The sequence below is a fragment of the Streptomyces sp. NBC_01750 genome (assembly GCF_035918095.1).
Lineage (GTDB): Bacteria > Actinomycetota > Actinomycetes > Streptomycetales > Streptomycetaceae > Streptomyces.
In genome coordinates this window covers 144,022-163,237 of sequence record NZ_CP109137.1, presented here as the reverse complement: position 1 = coordinate 163,237, position 19,216 = coordinate 144,022, and the positions used below count along the sequence as shown (strand labels likewise).

General features: G+C 67.4%; 9 protein-coding genes, 3 pseudogenes and 3 CRISPR repeat arrays. Of the genes and pseudogenes, 3 read left to right on the top strand and 9 right to left on the bottom strand.

Going from position 1 to position 19,216, the window contains the following annotated elements:
* The first annotated feature begins 7 nt into the window (after positions 1–7).
* Positions 8–862: a helix-turn-helix domain-containing protein gene (locus OG966_RS00605; RefSeq protein ID WP_326647311.1), complete on the top strand. Its 855-nt coding sequence runs from the start codon at positions 8–10 to the stop codon at positions 860–862.
* 515 nt (positions 863–1,377) lie between these two features.
* The gene (locus tag OG966_RS00600; protein WP_326647309.1) at positions 1,378–2,616 is read left to right on the top strand and encodes an IS4 family transposase; all 1,239 of its coding nucleotides are present in this window, start codon (positions 1,378–1,380) and stop codon (positions 2,614–2,616) included.
* 200 nt (positions 2,617–2,816) lie between these two features.
* Here the strand turns inward: OG966_RS00600 and OG966_RS40600 are convergent.
* The 4 genes and pseudogenes from OG966_RS40600 to OG966_RS00585 form a co-directional block, all read right to left on the bottom strand.
* Positions 2,817–2,942: pseudogene (locus tag OG966_RS40600) on the bottom strand (IS701 family transposase); the annotation flags it as partial.
* A gap of 393 nt (positions 2,943–3,335) precedes the next feature.
* Positions 3,336–4,035: a CRISPR direct-repeat array (repeat unit 29 nt; unit sequence GGGACCATCCCCGCGGGTGCGGGGAGCAG).
* A gap of 445 nt (positions 4,036–4,480) precedes the next feature.
* Positions 4,481–4,754: direct repeats of the CRISPR family, unit length 29 nt; unit sequence GGGACCATCCCCGCGGGTGCGGGGAGCAG.
* A gap of 104 nt (positions 4,755–4,858) precedes the next feature.
* Positions 4,859–5,485: a DUF6461 domain-containing protein gene (locus OG966_RS00595; RefSeq protein ID WP_326647307.1), complete on the bottom strand. Its 627-nt coding sequence runs from the start codon at positions 5,483–5,485 to the stop codon at positions 4,859–4,861.
* A 181-nt stretch (positions 5,486–5,666) separates the two neighbouring features.
* Positions 5,667–6,001: direct repeats of the CRISPR family, unit length 29 nt; unit sequence GGGACCATCCCCGCGGGTGCGGGGAGCAG.
* Between the two features lie 213 nt (positions 6,002–6,214).
* Positions 6,215–10,219 (bottom strand): tetratricopeptide repeat protein, encoded by a 4,005-nt coding sequence (locus OG966_RS00590; RefSeq protein ID WP_326647305.1) that lies wholly within the window; start codon positions 10,217–10,219, stop codon positions 6,215–6,217.
* 1 nt (position 10,220) lies between these two features.
* A complete protein-coding gene (locus tag OG966_RS00585; RefSeq protein WP_326647303.1) occupies positions 10,221–10,793 on the bottom strand; it encodes a toll/interleukin-1 receptor domain-containing protein in 573 nt (190 codons plus the stop codon).
* Positions 10,794–10,906: 113 nt separating this feature from the next.
* Between OG966_RS00585 and OG966_RS00580 the strand changes: the two are divergent.
* Positions 10,907–11,112, top strand: a pseudogene (locus OG966_RS00580) (ATP-binding protein); the annotation flags it as partial.
* 447 nt (positions 11,113–11,559) lie between these two features.
* Here the strand turns inward: OG966_RS00580 and OG966_RS40595 are convergent.
* The 5 genes and pseudogenes from OG966_RS40595 to OG966_RS00560 form a co-directional block, all read right to left on the bottom strand.
* A pseudogene (locus tag OG966_RS40595) lies at positions 11,560–11,664 on the bottom strand (transposase); the annotation flags it as partial.
* A complete protein-coding gene (locus tag OG966_RS00575) occupies positions 11,657–12,790 on the bottom strand; it encodes an IS630 family transposase (protein WP_326647301.1) in 1,134 nt (377 codons plus the stop codon). The pseudogene OG966_RS40595 and the gene OG966_RS00575, both read right to left, overlap by 8 nt.
* A gap of 197 nt (positions 12,791–12,987) precedes the next feature.
* Positions 12,988–13,719, bottom strand: coding sequence for an HAD family hydrolase (locus OG966_RS00570; RefSeq protein ID WP_326647299.1), 732 nt, complete (start codon positions 13,717–13,719; stop codon positions 12,988–12,990).
* 139 nt (positions 13,720–13,858) lie between these two features.
* Positions 13,859–14,732 (bottom strand): IS5 family transposase gene (locus OG966_RS00565; RefSeq protein WP_326647296.1). Its coding sequence is split into 2 segments (ribosomal slippage): positions 13,859–14,342 and positions 14,341–14,732, totalling 876 coding nucleotides; the frame shifts between segments, so codons are not numbered across the junction.
* A gap of 44 nt (positions 14,733–14,776) precedes the next feature.
* Positions 14,777–19,141: an AAA family ATPase gene (locus OG966_RS00560; RefSeq protein WP_326647295.1), complete on the bottom strand. Its 4,365-nt coding sequence runs from the start codon at positions 19,139–19,141 to the stop codon at positions 14,777–14,779.
* Between the last annotated feature and the right edge of the window lie 75 nt (positions 19,142–19,216).

Genomic DNA, 19,216 nt, shown 5'->3' with positions numbered 1-19,216 from the left:
AGAGGCCATGCCCCCTTTCCCCATGTCCAGCGTGCAGGAAGCGCGCGCAGCTCTCGCCGAACGCCTACGAGAGCTGCGTCTGGACGCGGGGATCACGGGCAAGGAGCTGGCAGCACGCTGCGGTTGGTCCGTCGCCAAGTCGTCCCGGATCGAGAATGCACACACGGCCCCGTCGGATGCGGACATACGGGCCTGGTGTGTGGCCTGCGGGGCAGACGGTCAGGCGGCGGATCTGGTCGCGGCGAACCGCCAGGCTGACTCCATGTATGTCCAGTGGAGGCGGCTCCAGCGCACGGGCATGAGGCACCTGCAGGAGGCGTCTACGCCCTTGTACGAACGGACACGTCTGTTCCGTGTTTACGCATCCCATGTCGTACCCGGCTTCCTTCAGACGCCCGGCTATGCGACAGCACTCATGGGCACGATCGCGGGCTTCCGCGGTACACCAGACGACGTGAGCGAGGCGGTCGACGCCCGCATGCGCCGCTCGCGCGTCGTCCACGAAGGGGACCACCGCTTCGCGACGCTCGTCGAGGAAAACGTCCTCCACCACCACGTCGGGGATGCAGAGGTGATGGCCGGCCAACTCGGCGCCCTCCTTGCTTCGATGGCGCTGCCGTCGATGTCTGTGGGGATCATCCCCGCGGAGGCCCCCCGGGAGCAGATCATGTGGCCTCTGGAGCAGTTCACCGTCTTCGACGACGCGCGCATTCACGTGGAGCTGCTCGCGGCTCGCGTGACAGTCACAGCCCCCGGCGAACTGGACATCTACCTACGGGCCTTCGCGAGGCTCACGGACCTTGCCGTATACGGGCAGGCGGCGCGGACCCTGATCGTGAAGGCCATCGAACGGTTGAGCTGACTGTTGCAAAGGGAGGAGCCATTTAGCGACATCTGCCGCGAATGGCCACAGCCGCAGTATCAGAGCATTGCGTTCGCGAGTTCGGATATGCCGCTTCGTCGACAAACTCGTCGTCGACATGAGTGGGGAGGGCATTCTGCCTTCTCGTGGGCCGGTCCCGGCGGATCGAACTCCGCTGACCCGTTCTCGCCGGGCGGAATTGTGATGGTTCATGGCCCGCATGCCGGGCTCAACTGCCGTAACCGGCCGTGTCGTTCGAGAATCCTTGCGTAACGTAGGAGGCCAGGCCAAACACCTGCGGCGGTTGAGGAGCATGCCAGTCAACTCGGTATGGCATCCACCGCGGGTGTACACCGGCTAACGCAAACACACGGGGAGGCGCCCTCGCCGTCCACTTCCGTCATCTGCAGGAGATCGCCGTTCACGGCGTCCTCGCCCGTTCTGCCCGCGCCAACCTGCTGCTCGCCTAGATGCAATACCGGTGACTTTGGGGTTTTCGGGTCGTTGGGTGTGGTGTGCCAAGGCCCGGACAGGTGAAGTCGTCGTCGGATGACCGATTTTCGGATCGGATCGCGATTGGGGTGCTGACCCGCGCGTTTCCGCCGGAGTTGGTGGATGAGGTGGTCGCGGGATGTGGCCGGGTCGAGCAGCGCCAACGGCTGCTGCCCGCCCGGGTGGTGGTCTATTTCGTGCTGGCGATGTGTCTGTTCTCCGGGCAGGGCTATGAGGAGGTCGCCCGACTCCTGACGCACGGACTGGAGCGGATGGGCCGGTGGAAGGGGACCTGGCAGGTGCCGACCACCGCGGCGATCGGCCGGGCCCGTCTGCGACTGGGCCCGGAGCCGCTAAAGGCACTGTTTGCCCGGGTGTGCCGGCCGGTGGCGACCGAGGACACGAGCGGGGCCTGGTATCGGGGGTGGCGGCTGGTCGCGGTGGACGGCACCACCTTCGACGTGCCGGACACCGAGGCCAATGCCGCCTTCTTCGGCCGCCCGGGAGCCAGCCGCGGACAGGAGAAGAGCGCCTATCCGCAGGTGAGGGTGGCCGCGCTGGCCGAGTGCGGCACCCACGCTGTCTTCGCGGCGGAGGCGGGACCGCTGGCTGTCCATGAAACCGAGCTGGCCCAGCGCCTGTTCAGCTCACTGACGCCGGGCATGCTACTGCTGGCCGACCGGGGCTTTCGCGGCTTCGACCTGTGGCGGGCCGCCGCCGCAACCGGCGCCGACCTGCTGTGGCGGGTCAGGAACGACGCCGTACTCCCCGTCCGGGCCCTGCTGGAGGACGGCTCCTACCTCTCGGAGATTGTTGCGGCCCGGGACAAGAACCGTCGCGCGGACCCGGCCCGGGTCCGGGTAATCGAGTACACGCTCGGCCGCGACGGCAGCGACACGGTGTACCGGCTGATCACCACCATCCTCGACCCGAAAGCCGGCCCTGCCGCCTCGCTGGCCGCGCTGTACGCCCAGCGATGGGAGATCGAGAGCACGCTGGATGAGATCAAGACTCATCTCGGAGGCCCCCGCCTCGTCCTACGCTCCCAGCACCCCCGCGGCGCCGAGCAGGAGATCTTCGCCTTCCTGCTGGTGCACCACGCACTGCGAGACCTAATGCACCAGGCCGCACAGCAATCCGAGCAGGACCCGGACCGGATTTCCTTCACCCGCACCCTGCGCGTCGTCCGCCGCCACGTCACCGACCAGGCGGCATTTTCCCCCCTCCCGGCTGGCCCGGGCACTGGTCACGGCCCTGCATGAGATCCGCGAACGGCTCTTGGCACCCCGGCGGTTGCGCTCCAGCCCCCGCGTCATCAAACGCAAGATGTCCAACTGGAAGCTCAAACGCGCCGAGCACCACAATCCGCCCCGGCCGGACACTCCCCGCGTGACCCTGGTCGGGCCGACCAAGGCCAGACCGACCCGCCGGAAGACAACCTAAATCACCGGTATTGGGTCTAGTCCGCGATGGCCTTTCGGACCACGCCTTGGCCATCGCCACTTTCGTCTGAAAGGCGATCGTCCTGACTGCCGGACCGACGGCAGCGTTCACGGTCGTCCGTCCATGGAGTGGGCAGATACAACCGCGCCAGCTCGGATCCCCATCATGACCAGGCGGGCGGGCCCCGGCGGTTCGCACACCTACCCGTCACCGTGGTCCGGCGCAGTGACCGAGCTGGCAAGGACACCAGGTTGCCTCCGTCCGGCCGTTTCGGCGACGGTGTGTGTCCGAGCTGGACCAGCAGCCCTGATATCGCGGCCTGCACGATAACTCTCATGCTGTCTTTGCTCGCAGACGGGTGGCCTGTTCACGGGCCAGCGAGATGAACCCGTCCGACGCCGTCCAACCGACCAATGCGCCTGCGGGCACCGCGCTCACACGCCGCAGCCCCGGGCCGCCGATGTAAGCGCTGGGGGCAGACGCCACCGTCAGCCCCCGCTCTCAGGTTGCACCGCCTTGTGGGCCGGGGGCTTTGCGCGGGATCATCCCCGCGTGTGCGGGGAGCAGTCATCCAACGAGGTCGCTCGACCCCAGCCGAGGGGACCATCCCCGCGGGTGCGGGGAGCAGGTCGACAGAAACACGAACTCCATATGCAGACAGGGACCATCCCCGCGGCTGCGGGGAGTAGTTGTCCCAGATCGCCATCGGCGACCTGGTCACGGGACCATCCCCGCGGGTGCGGGGAGCAGCTGGGCTTGTGGCCGATGCGCCAGCGGCGCGGGGGACCATCCCCGCGGGTGCGGGGAGCAGTTGTGGGCCTGGCCTGCGGAGTGGATCCAGTAGGGACCATCCCCGCGGGTGCGCGGAGCAGAACTCGCCGGGTCGATCGCGCTGACCAAGGCTGGGACCATCCCCGCGGGTGCAGGGAGCAGCGAGGCGTGCCGATCGCGGCGTACAGCTCGTCGGGACCATCCCCGCGGGTGCGGGGAGCAGGGGGATGTAGGCGCGGGCGATCGCCGGGACCAGGGACCATCCCCGCGGGTGCGGGGAGCAGACGGACCGGTTGGGCGGCATGGCGTCGGCGGCGGGACCATCCCCGCGGGTGCGGGGAGCAGCCGGCCGTTGCGCGAGAGTTGGCGGTCGGGGTGGGACCATCCCCGCGGGTGCGGGAAGCAGTACCTCAGCATCCAACAGTTCGCACTGGACTGGGGACCATCCCCACGGGTGCAGGGTGCAGGGTGCAGGGAGCAGTGGCCGGTGGCCGGTGGCCACCTGGATGTCGTAACCGCCGGGACCATCCCCGCGGAGGCGGGGCAAATCCACGAACTGGTGCAGGAGCGGACCGGCTGGGGACCATCCCCGCGGGCGCGGGAAGCAGGCCCAGGCGGCTGGCGACGTGCGCACGGTCCGGGTACCATCCCCGCGGGTGCAGGGAGCAAACCCAGTAGTTGAGCCGCATGCCCTGGGAGTTGGGACCATCCCCGTCCAACGGGACTGGTGGGGACGATACCCGCGGGTGCGGGGAGCAGTTCTTGCCGACGTCGGTTCCGGTCAGTTCCGGGGGATCAATCCCCGCGGCTGCGGAGAGCAGTTGATGTCGCGGAGCAGCAGCTCCATCATGTCAGGACCATCCCGCAGGAGCGGGGAGCAGTGGCCCGTGTTGACCAGGGACAGGGTCCGGTTGGGACCATCGCCGCGGGCGCGGGGAGCAGTGCGTGTCGGGCCGGTAGTCCACCTGCATGTGGGGACCATCCCCGCGGGTGCGGGGAGCAGGCCATGCCCCTAGTCTGCGCGGCGTAGACGACGGGACCATCCCCGCGGGTGCGGGGAGCAGTTCCCGGCGAGCCTGGCCTTGATGGAGCCGGCGGGACCATCCCCGTGGGTGCGGGGAGCAGATAGACCGGCCACGCGCGGGCGATGCCGTTCGGGGACCATCCCCGCGGGTGTGGGGAGCAGTGCTACGGAGTGCGCGACTCTGGCGATGCCGGGGGACCATGAACTGGTGACGAAATGCGTGGTCTGGGGTGACGAAAGACGGGCCCGTTCATTAGGCGGGTGTACTACGGAGCCGCTGATTCGGGCGGTCGGGCGTCGATGTCCGGCCTGGGCTGGAGTTCGGCGCTGAGTACCGGGTTGGTGGTCAGATCGGCGTGGGGGAGACCGACGCCGAGGTCTTCGGCGAGGCGGAAGAACAGGCCTCGTGGACCCAGCGGGCCGTAGTCCCCGTTCCCGGGCGCGGCATCCAGCGCGCGCATTGCGGGGATGAACCTGTGTGGGTCGCAGCCCGTGTAGTGATCCGGGTGGAGGCCCATCACGGTGTTGATGCCGGTGATCAGGTGCCCGTTCTCGGCGTAGCGGAACTCCACCATGGGCTTTTCGTTGGCGTGAAGTACCAGGGCCTGCGTCCCCATCGAGACATCGCAGACCAGCCGATCGTCAGCGACACACTGCCAGCTGTCGTGCTCCCACGCCCATGCCCACTCCCCGTGCCGGCCCGCGCTGACGACATACGAGTCCTCGGCGTAGAGCAAATCACCGAACTCGTCGTCGAAGTCCTCCTGGCTGCGCAGGGCCAGGCTGTCATCCGCGCCCATCCGCTCCAGCAGCTCTCGCGCAGTGAGGCCACGCGCGAAGGTCAGACTCAACAGCGGAAGATCCCGGCCGTACATCCAATCGAGCCCCGTCACCTGCGTTCCTCCTCGCTCTGGTGCTTATCTCTTCGAGCACACTAGGGGCCGACTGTGACATCCGCTGCGCTGAGTGGCTGGAGCCCGTTTTAGGGAATCTCCAGATTCCGTTACGGGACCGGTCACCTATATAACGCCAGAAAACCGCAGACACTGAGTTTCGTCGGTGGCCCGATCCAGCGGGGACCATCCCCGCGGGTGCGGGGAGCAGGTCAACCAGATCACCAGCGAGCAGGCGGACCCGGGACCATCCCCGCGGGTGCGGGGAGCAGCGCTTCTACGCGTACACCAAGAGCGTGTCTCTGGGACCATCCCCGCGGGTGCGGGGAGCAGACTGCAGGGGGTGCTGGGGTAATGGCGCTGGAGGGACCATCCCCGCGGGTGCGGGGAGCAGTCGGGTCAGCGACTCCACATCTGACGGGTCCAGGGACCATCCCCGCGGGTGCGGGGAGCAGTTCATTCGGTACACGGCCCCGGCGACGGCATCGGGACCATCCCCGCGGGTGCGGGGAGCAGCACTTGCCGACGTGGCGAGTCGCCCCCCGCCAAGGTCACCGTCCGGCCCGAGATCTACGTCCCGGTCCCGGCCGCGCCCGCCGACGACCAGCCCCACACCGCCTGGATGGGCGAACTGCCAGGTCGCGGTCAGCGCCCATGCCGTTACCGATGCGGCATCGTGCAGCTCGGCCACGAACAGCCCCCTCACCTTCTTGCTCGGCAGCACACCGTTCAGCTCGACTGCCCGTCGGTGTCTTCGGGCCCGAGTGCCTGGATTACGTTCGTGACTGATGCGTCGTCAAGGTGGAGGCTGAGCAGCCGATGAAACGCTTCATTTCCCACCTGTCGGCGCTGGCGCTTCAGCAGCGACAGCACCTCACGGATTTCTGGCGGTGCCTCCAGACCGAGAAAGATTCCCAAGCTGACCAGGGCATGGTCGATTGCCTGCTCGGTCTGTTCTCGTCTGGTGAAGAGGTCTGCCAGGCCGCTGTGGGCGCGTCCGATGCCTAGTTGGTAGTGCTCTTCTTCGAATACGGTGAGCGCCTGCTCGAAGTAGCGCAGCGCCCCGTCGTAATCGCCGGTGAGGGTGGCGAGCACTCCGAGGTCTCTGTGGCAGTTGGCCATGCCGATGAGGTCGCCGAGATCCTCCCGTATGGACAGTGCCTGCCGTAGGTGCGTCCGAGCCGAGTCCATGTCTCCCCGGTGGCTGGCGACACCACCGAGACACATGTGCATGCGCGCGACGCCGAAGCGGTTGTAAAGCCCTGCGTGGATCCTGAGGGCCGTCCGAAAATGCTGAGCAGCGCTTTCGAGGTTTCCTGTGAGAAGGTTGGCATTGCCTAGTTGGTGGTGGCTGTCTGCGATGCCCTCGTGGTCGTTCTCTTCCTCGAAGGTGTCCAAAGCATGCTGGATCCGGAGCCGCCCCCGGTCGTACTTTCCTCGCATGAGGTCGATCCGGCCGAGCTGATGATGTGCGTGGGCGATCCCCAACGGTAGGCGGAATTCTTCCGCGACTGCCAGGGACTGCTCGTAGTGGGCTACGGCATCGTCCAGGTCTCCGCGCCCTTCGGAGATTCGGCCGATCTGGTGGAGTACCGCGGACGTTCCGGCTCGGTCACCCGAGCCTTCAAGGACGGCCAGGGCCCGCTTGTAAAGGGCCAGGGCCTGGTCGGACCTTCCCTGGTCCTGGGCGAGGATGCCGAGGTCGTTGAGGAATGAGGCGGCTTCCGCGTCATCCGGCGGCAGCCAGCCGAGAGTCTCTCTCAGCAGTCGTTCTTCCCAGTTCCATGCTCCCCAGGTGTGCAGGAGATGACAGACTTGGCGGGTGATGACGGCGGCGGTGTCGACATCACCGGCCGCGTGGAAATGGAAGCGGCCCTCGATCGCATCGGCGACGTTCTCCGTCTCGCCAGAGGCGCTCCCCAGCCGTGCCTTGATACGCCCGTGCCAGTGCTGCGCCGCTGCCTGGTGGGCAGCGCGGAGGACTTCGGGTTCGAGGAGCCTGGCAAGGGTGCCGGCCGTCCACCGGTGGACGAGGAAGACGGAGGGCGCGTCCAGGGGCTGCCCGGCTGGCGTGATGCGGCTGAGCAGGCCGAAGTCGGTGAGAATGTCGATCACGTCATCGAGGTGCACCGGCTCGGCGTCCGGCGGATGCATGCCGGGCTCGGCCAGTGGCCCCGCCAAGGCCCCCTTATCCACGGGCAGTCGGTAGACCGAGGCTCTGGCCAGCACCCCCAGCGCGAACGGGCTGAGCAGGCCGATTAATTCGTGCAACAGGGCGTCGTCGACGGACAGCGTGATGCTCGCGGCCAGGGCGCTGTCCAGGTCGGAGCCCGCGGTGCGCAGCCAGCCACGCGGGTCGCCGACGCCGCGGCTCTCGAGAAGGGCTTCGATGCGTTCGGATACATCCGCGAAACGGGCGCGGCCGCCGCGCAGGAGCGCGTCGAGGTATTCGAACGTGCGGGGATGTCCGCCGACACCGGCATAGGCCCGCTCCTGATCACACGGGGAGAGCGCGTCCAGCGCCGGAAGGCGCCACATCAGCTTGCGGGCTTCGGGCCAGGATAACGGTCCGAGCTGATGCCCGGTCAGCCGACGGTCGGCGCGTCGCGGCAGGGGAAAGGGATAGCGGCTGGTGACGAGCAGCCGGTGCCTTCCTGGGGTGCGGATCCAGCTGGCGAGGAACTCGGCGAGTTCCTGGTCCCGCACTTGCCAGCCCCCTTCGGCCGAGCGCAGGTTGTCCTCGAAGTTGTCCAGCAGGAGAGTCACCCGGGTTTGCCCGAGCAGCGGTCCGAGCTCCCTGAGGCGGTTCGGCCAGGAGTGTCGCGGTTGGCGTAGCAAGGAGGCGACTCGTCGAGCCTCCTCGTCGTCGCTTGTTCGCACGAGCGCACGTGCGAGATCGTCGAGGATTTGGTCCACGGACGTCTGTCCGATCGCGGACACGACACACCCGGTGTCATCTCCCAGGCGGCGCAGGAGCTGGGCTGCCAGCGTGCTCTTACCGATTCCCCCGATACCGTGCAGGACCACGCCCGGTGTGTCACCGCGCAGCGAACTCGACAGCGTACGCAGCTCGCTGCGGCGCCCGACGAACTCGCCGACCTTGCGCAGGGGCACTCCGTCCGGGAACTGCGCCTCGGCCAGCGCGGGAATTTGCTCGAAGCCGCTGTCCGCGCCGACCAGCGGCAACGACGGCCCGCGCAGGAACAGCGCGGGGGTGGCCCACTCCGCACGCGAGTCACCCTTCTGGCCGCTGGGCAGGTGGCGGCGTTCCTCCTCGAGCAGGCGGCGTGCGTCGCAGAAAGCCGGAAGCACTTCCGGCGAGGCACGGAGGCTCAACTCGCCATAGAGTCGTCCGGTCAGCGCCGTCGCGTAGGAGTCGGTGACCGCCGCGGTCATGGCGAGTACCGCAGGCACCCCGGCGGCCGACAGCCCGCGGGCAAGGCTTCCGAGCGACTCTTCCGGCGCGGGCCCTCCCGCCCTGGCGCGGGCCGTGGAACAGCCCGAGAGCACCATCAGCGGCACGCCTCGGTCGGGCGGAAGCGCCTGCCGGACGAACCGGTCGGAGTCGACCCGGTCCGTTCCTCCTGCTTCGTCCTCCATCAGCAGCACACCAGGCTCGGCGTGACAGGAGACGTGGAGCACATGGTAACGCTCTTGGAGGAGCGCTGTCCGGACGGCCGAGAGCGTGCCCTGATTCAGGATGCGTACATGGGCGCGGTGGCGCGCGGACTCGACAGCGTCGAGGATCTTGGCGAGCTCCGCCTCAAGATCCAGCAGAGGCCCTCCGCCGGCCCCCTCGGGACTCGCCACCGCCACGAGGATGCGCAGCGGCCCGGGAATGGCTATCCCCGGAGTGGCCTCCGCCGTGGTCCGGCGGTACATCTGAACGCGCGGATGCAGTGCCAGTGGTGTCGTGCAGCCGGGGACGGCAAGGGTCTCCCATGGCAGCTCGGACAGCTCGCCGTCGACCTCGAGCCCCAGGCGCAAGGACGCATTCATCGCCTCGGCCCTCGCCACTTCGCAAGCCAGGGCTTCCCCCGCCCGGCCGGAAAGGAAGAGTCTGCCCAGTTCCCGGCCGCACTCGGTCAGCAGCGTCTCTGGTCCGCCCTCGCCGCTGGCGCTCTGGAATGGGCGTCCGGGGTTTCGTAGCGTGTTCTCCAGGCGCCATACCAGGTCATCGAGGCGCGGGCCGGCCACGGACGGTTCGTGCTCCGACGCGACACCGCCGTCGGGGCCGAAGGTGACCTGGTCGACGCCGAGCCGGAGGACGAAACGTCGCGGGCCTTCCGGGCGCAGCCCGCTCCCGGGGACCGGACGCGGGGAGGCCGTCTCGTGCTCCGATCGCTCGCCTCGAATCGCACTGACTAGTGCGGCAACGCGCCGCTGGTACTCATGGCCGTCCACACCGCGGAAGTCACAATAGCGGCGATTGGCAGCGAACTCCGGCAGCTCGACGTCCTCGAGCATGACGGGGATGAACCTCTGCTCCCCGGCGATGGTGCGGCGCATCAGCGTGGCGTACTCCTCGCGGACCCAGGAGCTGGCCTGAGCGGCAGCGCTGAAGATCAGCAGACCGGTGGCCGTGGTCCGGATCGCGGCTTCCAGCCCGTGCACGACGACGTCGCCAGGGCCCAGGACGACCTCGTCGTAAGCGACTTGGAGGTCCGCTTGGCGGAGCCGGTCCGCCAGCGCGTGTACCCACGCGGTGTCGTCAGGAGCGTAGGAGATGAACACGTCAGGCATCGTCGCCTCGCAGGGCCCGGGCGATCTCGTCCACGCGCCGCTGGTACGCGCGGCCGTCCAGACCGCGGAAGTCGCAGTAGTGGCGATTGGCAGCGAACTCCGGCAGCTCAACGGAACCGATCAGGACGGGGATGAACCTTTGACCGGTCTCGATGGAGCGCTGCATCAGTGTGGCGTACTCCTGTTTGGTCCACCCGTCGTCCATCGAAGCCGGGCTGAAGACGAGAAGGCCATGTGTCGCGCGTCGGATCGCCTCTTCGACGGAGTGGATGAGTACGTCCCCCGGCCGCAACACGATCTCGTCGGACGCCACCCTCAGCCCCGCCCCCTGAAGTCGTTCGACGAAAGCTGTCACCCACTCGGCGTCCTGGCGGCTGTGGGAGACGAACACGTCGTACTCCGCCGGATCGCTCCGTGCGTCGGCTCCGCTGCTCAGGCGGGGTGGCGCAGGGAGCGACCGCCGTCTTCTCGACAGCTGGTGGCGGATGGCCACATAGGTGAAATAGGCACTGATGACACCAGCGATGGTTCCGATGGCAGTGAGGGCAAAGACGACCGCGTCCACAACTGCCAGACTACGGAGGTGATATGGCTCAATACAACCAGTAGCGGATCTACGCACGACTCGGCTTCCGCTGTGTGGGCACGGCACTGATCGCCGACCCCTTCGAGTAGTAGCTCGGGCTGGACGGCGGCGAGGGCCTGGGCGACCTGCTGCTCGTACGCAGGGTGTTCGGTCCGGAGATCCTGCCGCTGTGGCGATGGAAGTCCGGCTCCGACGTCGCCGGCGGCGACCGCGTCGCGGAGGTCCGCCTCGGTCAGAAGTGCCTCGCCTTGCCCTGCGCACCGACGTGGACGGCGAAGGCGACGTCGGATTCGACGTGAGTGCCTGAACGGAAAATCCCCCAGGTCAGGGCATGCTGAAGCGTTCGTTGGCCTGAGCTTTGGGGAGTTGGCTGGTCAGGCTGCGGGAGCGAGGGTGACGTCGTGGCCGAGGGCTTGGAGCTGGCGGACCAGGTCGCGGGTTCGCCGGGTGGGGTCGACGAGGTGATGGTCGTGGCCGAGGTCGGTGTACGGGTCTCGGGGTCGTTCAGCAGGTGCCAGACGATGACCAGGAGCGAGTGGCCGACGGCTACCAGGGTTCTCTTGCGGCCTCGGCGCTTGACGATGCGTTTGTAGCGGGCGCCGAGGAAGGAGTTGGAGCGAGGCGGATAACGCGGCCTCGCCGATGGCGCCCTTGGTCCAGGGGTTGCCTTTGCCGGTGGGCGCGGAGGTGTTCTTCCTTCCGGACTGGACGGTTCGTGGGGCGAACTCCGCCCTGAGACGAGGTGGTCGGCGGTGGGAAAGGCGGTCATGTCCGGGCCGAGCTCGGCCAGCAGCATATGGGCAGTCCGCTCCCCGACGCCCGGAATGGTGACTCGTGCCGTATCAGACAACGTTCGCCCTGTTGACGACTTCGCGTAAGTGCTCGTCCTGGACGTTCTTGTTTCGCCAGATGATGTAGCGGCGGATCATGCTGCCCTGTTCCTTGTGGCTGGAGTGGTCGGTGCCGTCGAGGGTGAAGTAGCGCAGGGCGGTGAACTGGGCCTCGATGCGGTTGAGCCAGGAGCTGTTAGTCGGGGTGTAGGCGATCTCGACGTTGTTGGCCTCGGCCCAGTCCGCGACCCGACGGCAGCGCTTGGTGGTCAGGTGCGGGAAGAAGTTGTGGCAGACGATGGCGATGCGCACGTCGGCCGGGTGGAGACTGCGCAGGTAGCGGCAGAACTCCAGGAACTTCGAGCGGTTCTTGGTCTTCTTGACGTGGCCGTAGAGCTTGTCCTTCCCCAGGTCGTAGGTGGCGAACAGATGCCGGACGCCGTGGGGTCGGGTGTAAGTCGCGCGGCGGCGGGGCCTAGGGTCACGGTCGGGATCCTTGTGCTTTCCACCGCGTTCGGCCCACTGCCGCCCAGGGTGGGGCTGGAGGTTGAGCGGGCCGAACTCGTCCAGGCCGAAGACGACCTCGGGCTCATCTGGCTCGGGTATGACCTCGCCGTCGGCGATCGCGTAGAGGTGCTCGACCCGGGGCTTCTTCGCCGCGTAGTCGGGGTCTCGGGAGGCCTTCCAGGTCTTCACGCGTTGAAAGGAGACGCCCTCCTCGCGGAGCAGGACCCGAAGGCCCTCGTGGCTGATGTCGTCGACCACCCCCTCGGCGACCAGGAAGTCGGCCAGCTTGGCCAGGCTCCAGGTCGAGAACGGCAGTCCGTGCTCGGCCGGCTTCGACTTGGCGATCTTCTTGATCTCGCGCCGCTCCGGAAGGGTGAAGGTCCTCGGGCTTCCGCCTTTGTACTTCGGGTAGAGCGCCTCAAAGCCGTCGGTGTTGAAGTCATGGATCACATCGCGGACCCGGTCCGGGCTGGTGAACGTCACCTCGGCGATCTTCGTCACGAGCGTGCCCTGGGCAGACAGCAGCACCATCTGCGCGCGCCGCCACGTCACCACCGAGCCGGTGCCCCTGCGGATGATCCGCAGCAGCCGCCGGCCCTCGTCATCATCGATCTCACGAACCCGTACTCGATCTGCCACCCGCATAGCTTGACGGGCCAACACCGAACCGGTGATCACCAGGGCAACGCGTCACTGTGACCGAGCGCTTCGGTTGGCCACGCTGAGCACCCCCGTAGACCGCCCCGGGCCAACGGGTCGAGTGGTTCGTTGAGCCGAGCCACGGTAGTTGGAACCTGGCCGTGATTCTTGGAACCAGCTGATGCCATGAGAGCCGGTCAGGCGTTCGTGTGTGATAGGTGGTCGGGGAGGTCGGTGAGCCGTTCGATGCGGAGCACCGTCTCGTCTGCCGTCGGCGATGGTCCACCGGTGACGAAGTCGATGCCGCGGTCCAGCCAGATGCCGGTGAGCCCGGCGAGGGCGGCTGCGTTTGCATCGCTTTCCAGCATGTCGCCCACGTTGACCGCCTGCGCGGGGTCCGTCCGCATCCGCCGGCAGGCGGTGGCGTAGGCGCCGGGCTTGGCCGCACCGAGCTCGGTCGGGGTCAGGACGGCTTCGAAGTATTCGAAGAGGCCGAAGCGGGCGAGCTTGGCGCGCTGCTGCTCGGGGTCCCCGTTGGTGAGAACAGCCAGACGTGGTCCTCGGGGAAGCCGTTTCAGGGTCTCCAGGCATAGCTGGACATCGGGATAGCACCGCCAGGACTCCTCGAACACGGTGAGGTAGCGCTCGGCGATCCAGGCGTCCAGAAGGCCGGGACTTTCAGGAACCGGCTCGCCCAGCATCGGCAGGAAGGAACGGAGCCTGCGTCGGTGGTGCTCAGCGAAGGAACACTGACCGGCCAGGTATTCCCGCATGTGGCGCGCCTCCAGCGTCCACCACAACGTCACCAGCTCCTCCGGTGGAGCCGTCGCGTTCGGCGCAGCCTCGACGATCTGGCCGATCGTTTCGAAGACCGCGCTTCGGTGATCGACCAGGGTGCCGTCCAGATCAAAGAAAATCACATCTGCCATTTGATGATCATCTCGTGACGCCTGTCCCTGACGCCAGAAGGCAGGTATCGCGACCTTCCCTTCGGGATGGTTGTCCAGGCGGTCACAACAGGGCGAACGTTGTCTGATGCGGCACTAGGGCCTGTTGCGAAAGTGCTGGTCAAAGCCATTCGTTGATGGCTGCGACCAGCACGGTGGCTTCGTAGCGGACGGCGAGTTTGTCGTACCTCGTTGCCACTGCGCGATGTCTCTTGAGGCGGTTGATGCCGCACTCGACCGCGTGGCGTTGTTTGTAGTCTTCCCTGTCGAACTTCGGTGGTCTGCCTCCGCGGGAGCCGAGGTTCTTGCGGTTGCGGATCTGGTCCGCCTTCTCCGGGATGGTGCAGGCGATCCGGCGTCCGTGCAGGTAGGCGCGGTTGGCGCGGGATCCGTAGGCCTTGTCGCCCCGGACCTTGTCAGGTCTGGTTCGCGGCCGTCCGGGGCCTGGACGGCGTACTCGGATCTTCTCCAGGACCGGGCGGAAGTAGGGACTGTCGTGCCGGTGGCCGGCGGTGATGAGCAGTGACAGTGGTTTCTGTCCCTGCTCGGTGGCGAGGTGGATTTTCGTAGTCAGACCGCCGCGGGAACGTCCGAGGGCGTGGTCGTCGGGCTCGGTGACGAAGCCGCCGGGCGGTTCCTTTTGAAGGTCCCCTTTTACGTGCCCCGGCGGCGTGCTGATGAGCACGGCAGACCGTGGAGTCCACGCTGACGTCCCACGTGATCAGGCCCTTCGCATCGGCATCGGCCTGCAGTTGCTCCAGAATCCGGTGCCAGGTGCCGTTACGCTGCCACCGGCGGAACAGGTCGTAGACCCGGTCCCACGGCCCGTACCGCTCGGGCACATCCCGCCACGGCGTTCCCGCCCGCGTCCGCCACCGTATGCCGTCTATAAGCTGCCGCCTGGTCCAAACCGGCGGCCTCCCGGCCTTCTTGCCCATCGGCAGCAGCGGCTCCAGCCGCGACCACTGTGCATCTGTCAGATCTCCACGCGCCACAACGCATGATCATCACCGATCAAGATCCACTTTCGCAACAGACCCTAGGTGGTGGGGGCGTTCCACGTGAAATGGGCAATGTCAGGGCCATGTACAAGGGCGAAGCCGGCGCTGGTCGCCGCCACGGCGTCGATGAACGTGGGGAGCTGCAGAGGCTGCCAAGGCATTTCGCCGGAGGTCAGGTCCCAGAACATGACCCGCGTGCCGCTGCTGATGATGGCGAGTGGCCGATCGCCGCGCTTCCCCACGGCGACCCCGGACACCCAGCCGACGTTGCCGTGGACAGTCCGGAGTCGCTGGGCACTGGCCAGGTCCCACATGACGACGCGTCCGGACCAGTCGCCGGTAACGGCGATGCTCCGGCCGTCGGGAAGGGACGCCGTGGCGAGTGCGGACACGCCGTCGTGGTGTCTGGCAAGCGACTGAGTCAGCTGATGGGTTGCCAGATCCCAGATGAACAACTGGCCGTCGGTGCCACCTGTGATGGCGATGTCCCGACCGTCGGCAAGGGTTGCCGTCGCGAGTGCCGATACGCCACCGACGTGGTTCCCGAAGATCGGGGGGAGGTATTCGCCGGACGCCGGATCCCAGACCACGATCCGTCCGTCGGCACCACCGGTCACGGCGATGCTCCGTCCGTTCAGTCTTCCCGCGGCGACCACGGACACACCGCCGACGTGACCGGCGAGGCGGTGGAGCGGGAAGTCGCACTCCGGATCCCACACGATCACGCGTCCATCGGCACCGCCGATGACGGCGGTGTGCCGCGCTTCCGGGAGACGCGTCATGGCGAGCGCGGAGACCGAACTGATGCCAGGGGAGCATGCGGTCGAGGGCTGACCGGTTGACAGGTTCCAAACGTTGACCTGCCCGTCACGGCGCCCGGTGACGACTGCTTCGTACGGGCCGTCGAGGTAGGCCGCGACGTCGGACATCCCATCGGACTGATCGGTGAAGACGCGGCGCTGTCCGCCGGTTTCCACGTCCCACAAGAGCAGTTCGCCACCGTGGCCACCAGTGATGGCGACACATCCCTCACCGGGTGGGTGGGCCACGGCGACGGCGGAGAGCCTTTCGCTTTGACCGGCGAGTGGGCGGATCTCCTCACCCGAGGCCAGGTCCCACACGATCGCCTGTCCATCGCCACCGTCGAACACCGCGATACTCCGCCCACCGAGCTTGCTGATCGCTACGGCGGAGACCTCGTAGCCGCGGCTGGTGAGAGTGCGGATCTGCTTGCCGGACGACAGATCCCAAAGGACCACCCGCCCGAATCCGCTACTGCCCGTAACCGCGATCGGCTTCCCCGCAAGTTCGCCGACAGCAACTGCCGACACTTGGTCGTCGCGTCCGCCGAGCATGTGCAGGCGCTCTCCGGATGTCACGTCCCACACGACCGTCCCACCACGGTGGCCTCCGCTGGTGACCGCTACGCTCCGTCCATTGGTCTCACCGAGGCCGGCCGAGGAAACCCAACTCCGGTGAGAGTGCAGAATGCGGATGCGTTCGCCGGTAGCCAAGTCCCATACGACCACTCGCCCATTGCCGCCGCTTCCCGTCACGGCGACCGGCCTGCCGGCCAGGCACCCGAGGACGATGGTGGACACGCGGCCCGTGTGCCCCTCGTAGGTTCGTAGGCGTTCGCCGGATGTCAGATCCCACATGATCAGGTGACCGCCGACGTCACCGGTGACGGAAATACTCCGTCCGTCGGGAAGGAACGAGGCGGCGAGGGCGGTCACTTCGCCGGCCGGACTGGCGAGGTGCCTGAGGCGTCTGCCGGACGCCATGTCCCATACGGTCGCCCCTTCGCCGGAGCGGCTGGAGAGAACCAGGGCACGGCCATCCGGAAGGGATGCCGTGGCGACAGCGAGCACCGCCTTCCCTCGCCGCTGCGAGTCCGGCCCGGCGTCGACGGACGCACTGTGCCGGGTGGCCCATTGGGGAGTGGCGGGGACGATCTGGTGGTTGAGGGGGGTGGTGGTGAGAGTGCGGGCCAGATGAGAATCGTGCCACACCGCAGCGTCAAGGGCCAGGAAGCTGCGACGGGCCGCCAGGCTGTGGCGACGGCCGTGGTGGGCGACGGTGGTGCGGTACATGCGACCTCGCTGGACGGCCTGGGAACTGCTGGCGTGGTGGAGGTTCGCGGTGAGGTGATCGGGGTCGGCGTACAGAAGAAACATATGGTCTTCTTGAAGCGGGTCGAGCGCCCCGGGCCCGGCGGCCGCGGCATGGGTGGCGGCGTGGCGACGCAGGTAGAGGTGTGCCAGCTCCCAGCGACGGACGCCACGCTCGTCGGCCGCGGGGACGGTGTCGAGGAGGGCTTCGAGCGTGGTCACGGGGTCGGTGGCCGAGGCTGTGTGCTCGACGAGCGCTTGGTGAAAGTAGCGATAGAGAACGCGTTGATCGATGTCCAAGGAGGTGCGCAGGTAGAAAGCGGCCATGGTGAGGGCGTCGCGGGTGTCCTGCAGGGTCAAGGGCAGTGGCCGCTCGCGCAGTTCCAGCGGCGCATGGGCGAGAGCTACTGCGTGGATGAGGTCGAGGGGCATGCCATGACCTCGGGCTTGTCCCAGAGCGGCAAGCACAGGTCGGATCCACGGGTTGGCACGGGCAAGCGTGGTGGTGTGCAGGTCGAACATCTCCGTGATGCTGCAGGGCAGGCCGGTTGCGATCTGAAGGTCGGGGACATGTCGGCCTGCGGCGTGTTCGCTGAGCAGATGGTCAGCATAGAGGGCAGCGATCAGAAACGCTCCGTGTTCGGTGGCGTGGGCGAGTTTGTGAGCGATGGCGTCTGTGGTGCTTTGCGGATAGTGGGGGTACATGAAATCGCTCAGGTACTCGGCGAGGTCGTGTGTCAGGTCCTCTGTCAGGTCCTTGCGATGTTGTGTATCAAGGTCCAGGCGCGTGGCCGGCCTGGCGGTGGTGACGCAGTGCAATTGTGGCAGAGCGTCCTGCCACAGCCGAGTTCCGACCATGACTCGGCAGTCGCGTACGGGATCCTTCTCGCCGTGCCCGCTCAAGGGCAGCAGGATTTCTTCCAGAACACTGGCGGGATCGACGGCCTCGTCGAGCGCATCAAGGATGACCACGATCGGTCCTGCGTTCCTCATCGAGTCCGTCAGTCGGCCGATGTCCGCTGAAGTCGCCTCGGGGTACGCCCCGGAGGCTGACGGATCCGTCGGGTGCGGCCCGTGCGAAGTGGCGCTGCCTGCCGGGTCGGAGATCTGGTCGGCGAGCTGCTTCAGCAGGGAGCCGACGATTTGCCGGGTTGTGAGTTGTCGAGCGTGCACGGCCAGTACCTTCGCCCGAACGTTGGGACGGAAGCCGCGAACACGACTGACGATGCGGCGCTTGAGCGGGGCGAACACAGGATGGGTGACGCATACCGTCACCCCGAGCAGGGCGGATTTACCCGAGCCCGGTCCGCCGGTAATCGCCAGAAGCCGCTCCTGGTCACCTTCCCTGTCATCCAGCCAGTCCGCGATGCGCTGCAGCTGTGCGGTACGACCGCTGAACAAGCTGGTGTCCGCGCGATTGGTTCCGGCCGCGCGGGTGGCGAAGTGCATCAGGTCCAGCCCCGGGTCGCTCTCAATGGCGAACTGCCGGAGCGCGGCGTCGGTACGGGCCATGAAACGACTCGTCGCATCACTTCCGTACACCGGATTGCGGAAGAAGGGCGGTGCCTCCGAGGCCGCCTTCTCCTGCGGAGTGCGGACCACCGACTGTCCGACGCGGCCGGCCAGCCGGTCGGCGCAGGCGAGTTCGCGGTCGATCTCCGCGGCAAGGGTGTCGATCGGTATGTGTTCCAGCGCCGGCGACAGGTCGAGCCATCCCCGGGCGAGCCGATCAAGCACCGCGGTAGTGGCGGTGGTGAATCTGGCCTCGTGCGTGACCTCGTCATCGGCGCACGCTGCGATCAGCCACGCCCGCCTACCCCGTCCGGACAGCTGGTGCGCCAACTGCGACGTCAACGCGCGCCCACCGCCGCACACATCCAAAAGGAACAGCACCGGGCCGCCCGACCCGCCCTCCACATCCCTCATCAGGGCGTCGACCTCGATGCTGGTGGCTCGCACCCGGTCGAGCTCTCCTTCGCTGTCCCGAACAACCAGGTACAGCCCCCCGTCGGCGCCCACCGTCCCGTGGCCGCTGAAGTGGACCACCAGCGGCTGGTCCGCAGCCTCCTCCTGGATGCGTTTCCAGCGTGTGAGCATCTCGTGCCGGTCCGGGTCCAACAGGGGCGGGACGGCCGTCATGCCCACCTTCGCCAAGACACGGGCCAGGTCCGTAACCGCTTCTGCCACGCTCGGCAGTGACGCGAACAGGATCCTCCCAGCGGCCTGGTCCTCCTCGGACACGACCTGGGCGGGAAAACCACCCGCGCCCACGACCAGTGAGCGTCCCGCCATAGAAGCTCCCACGCACTTGTCCGCCGTATCGCGCCGCCGGCTATCCGGCGGCGCCGCAGAATGGACGACCAGATG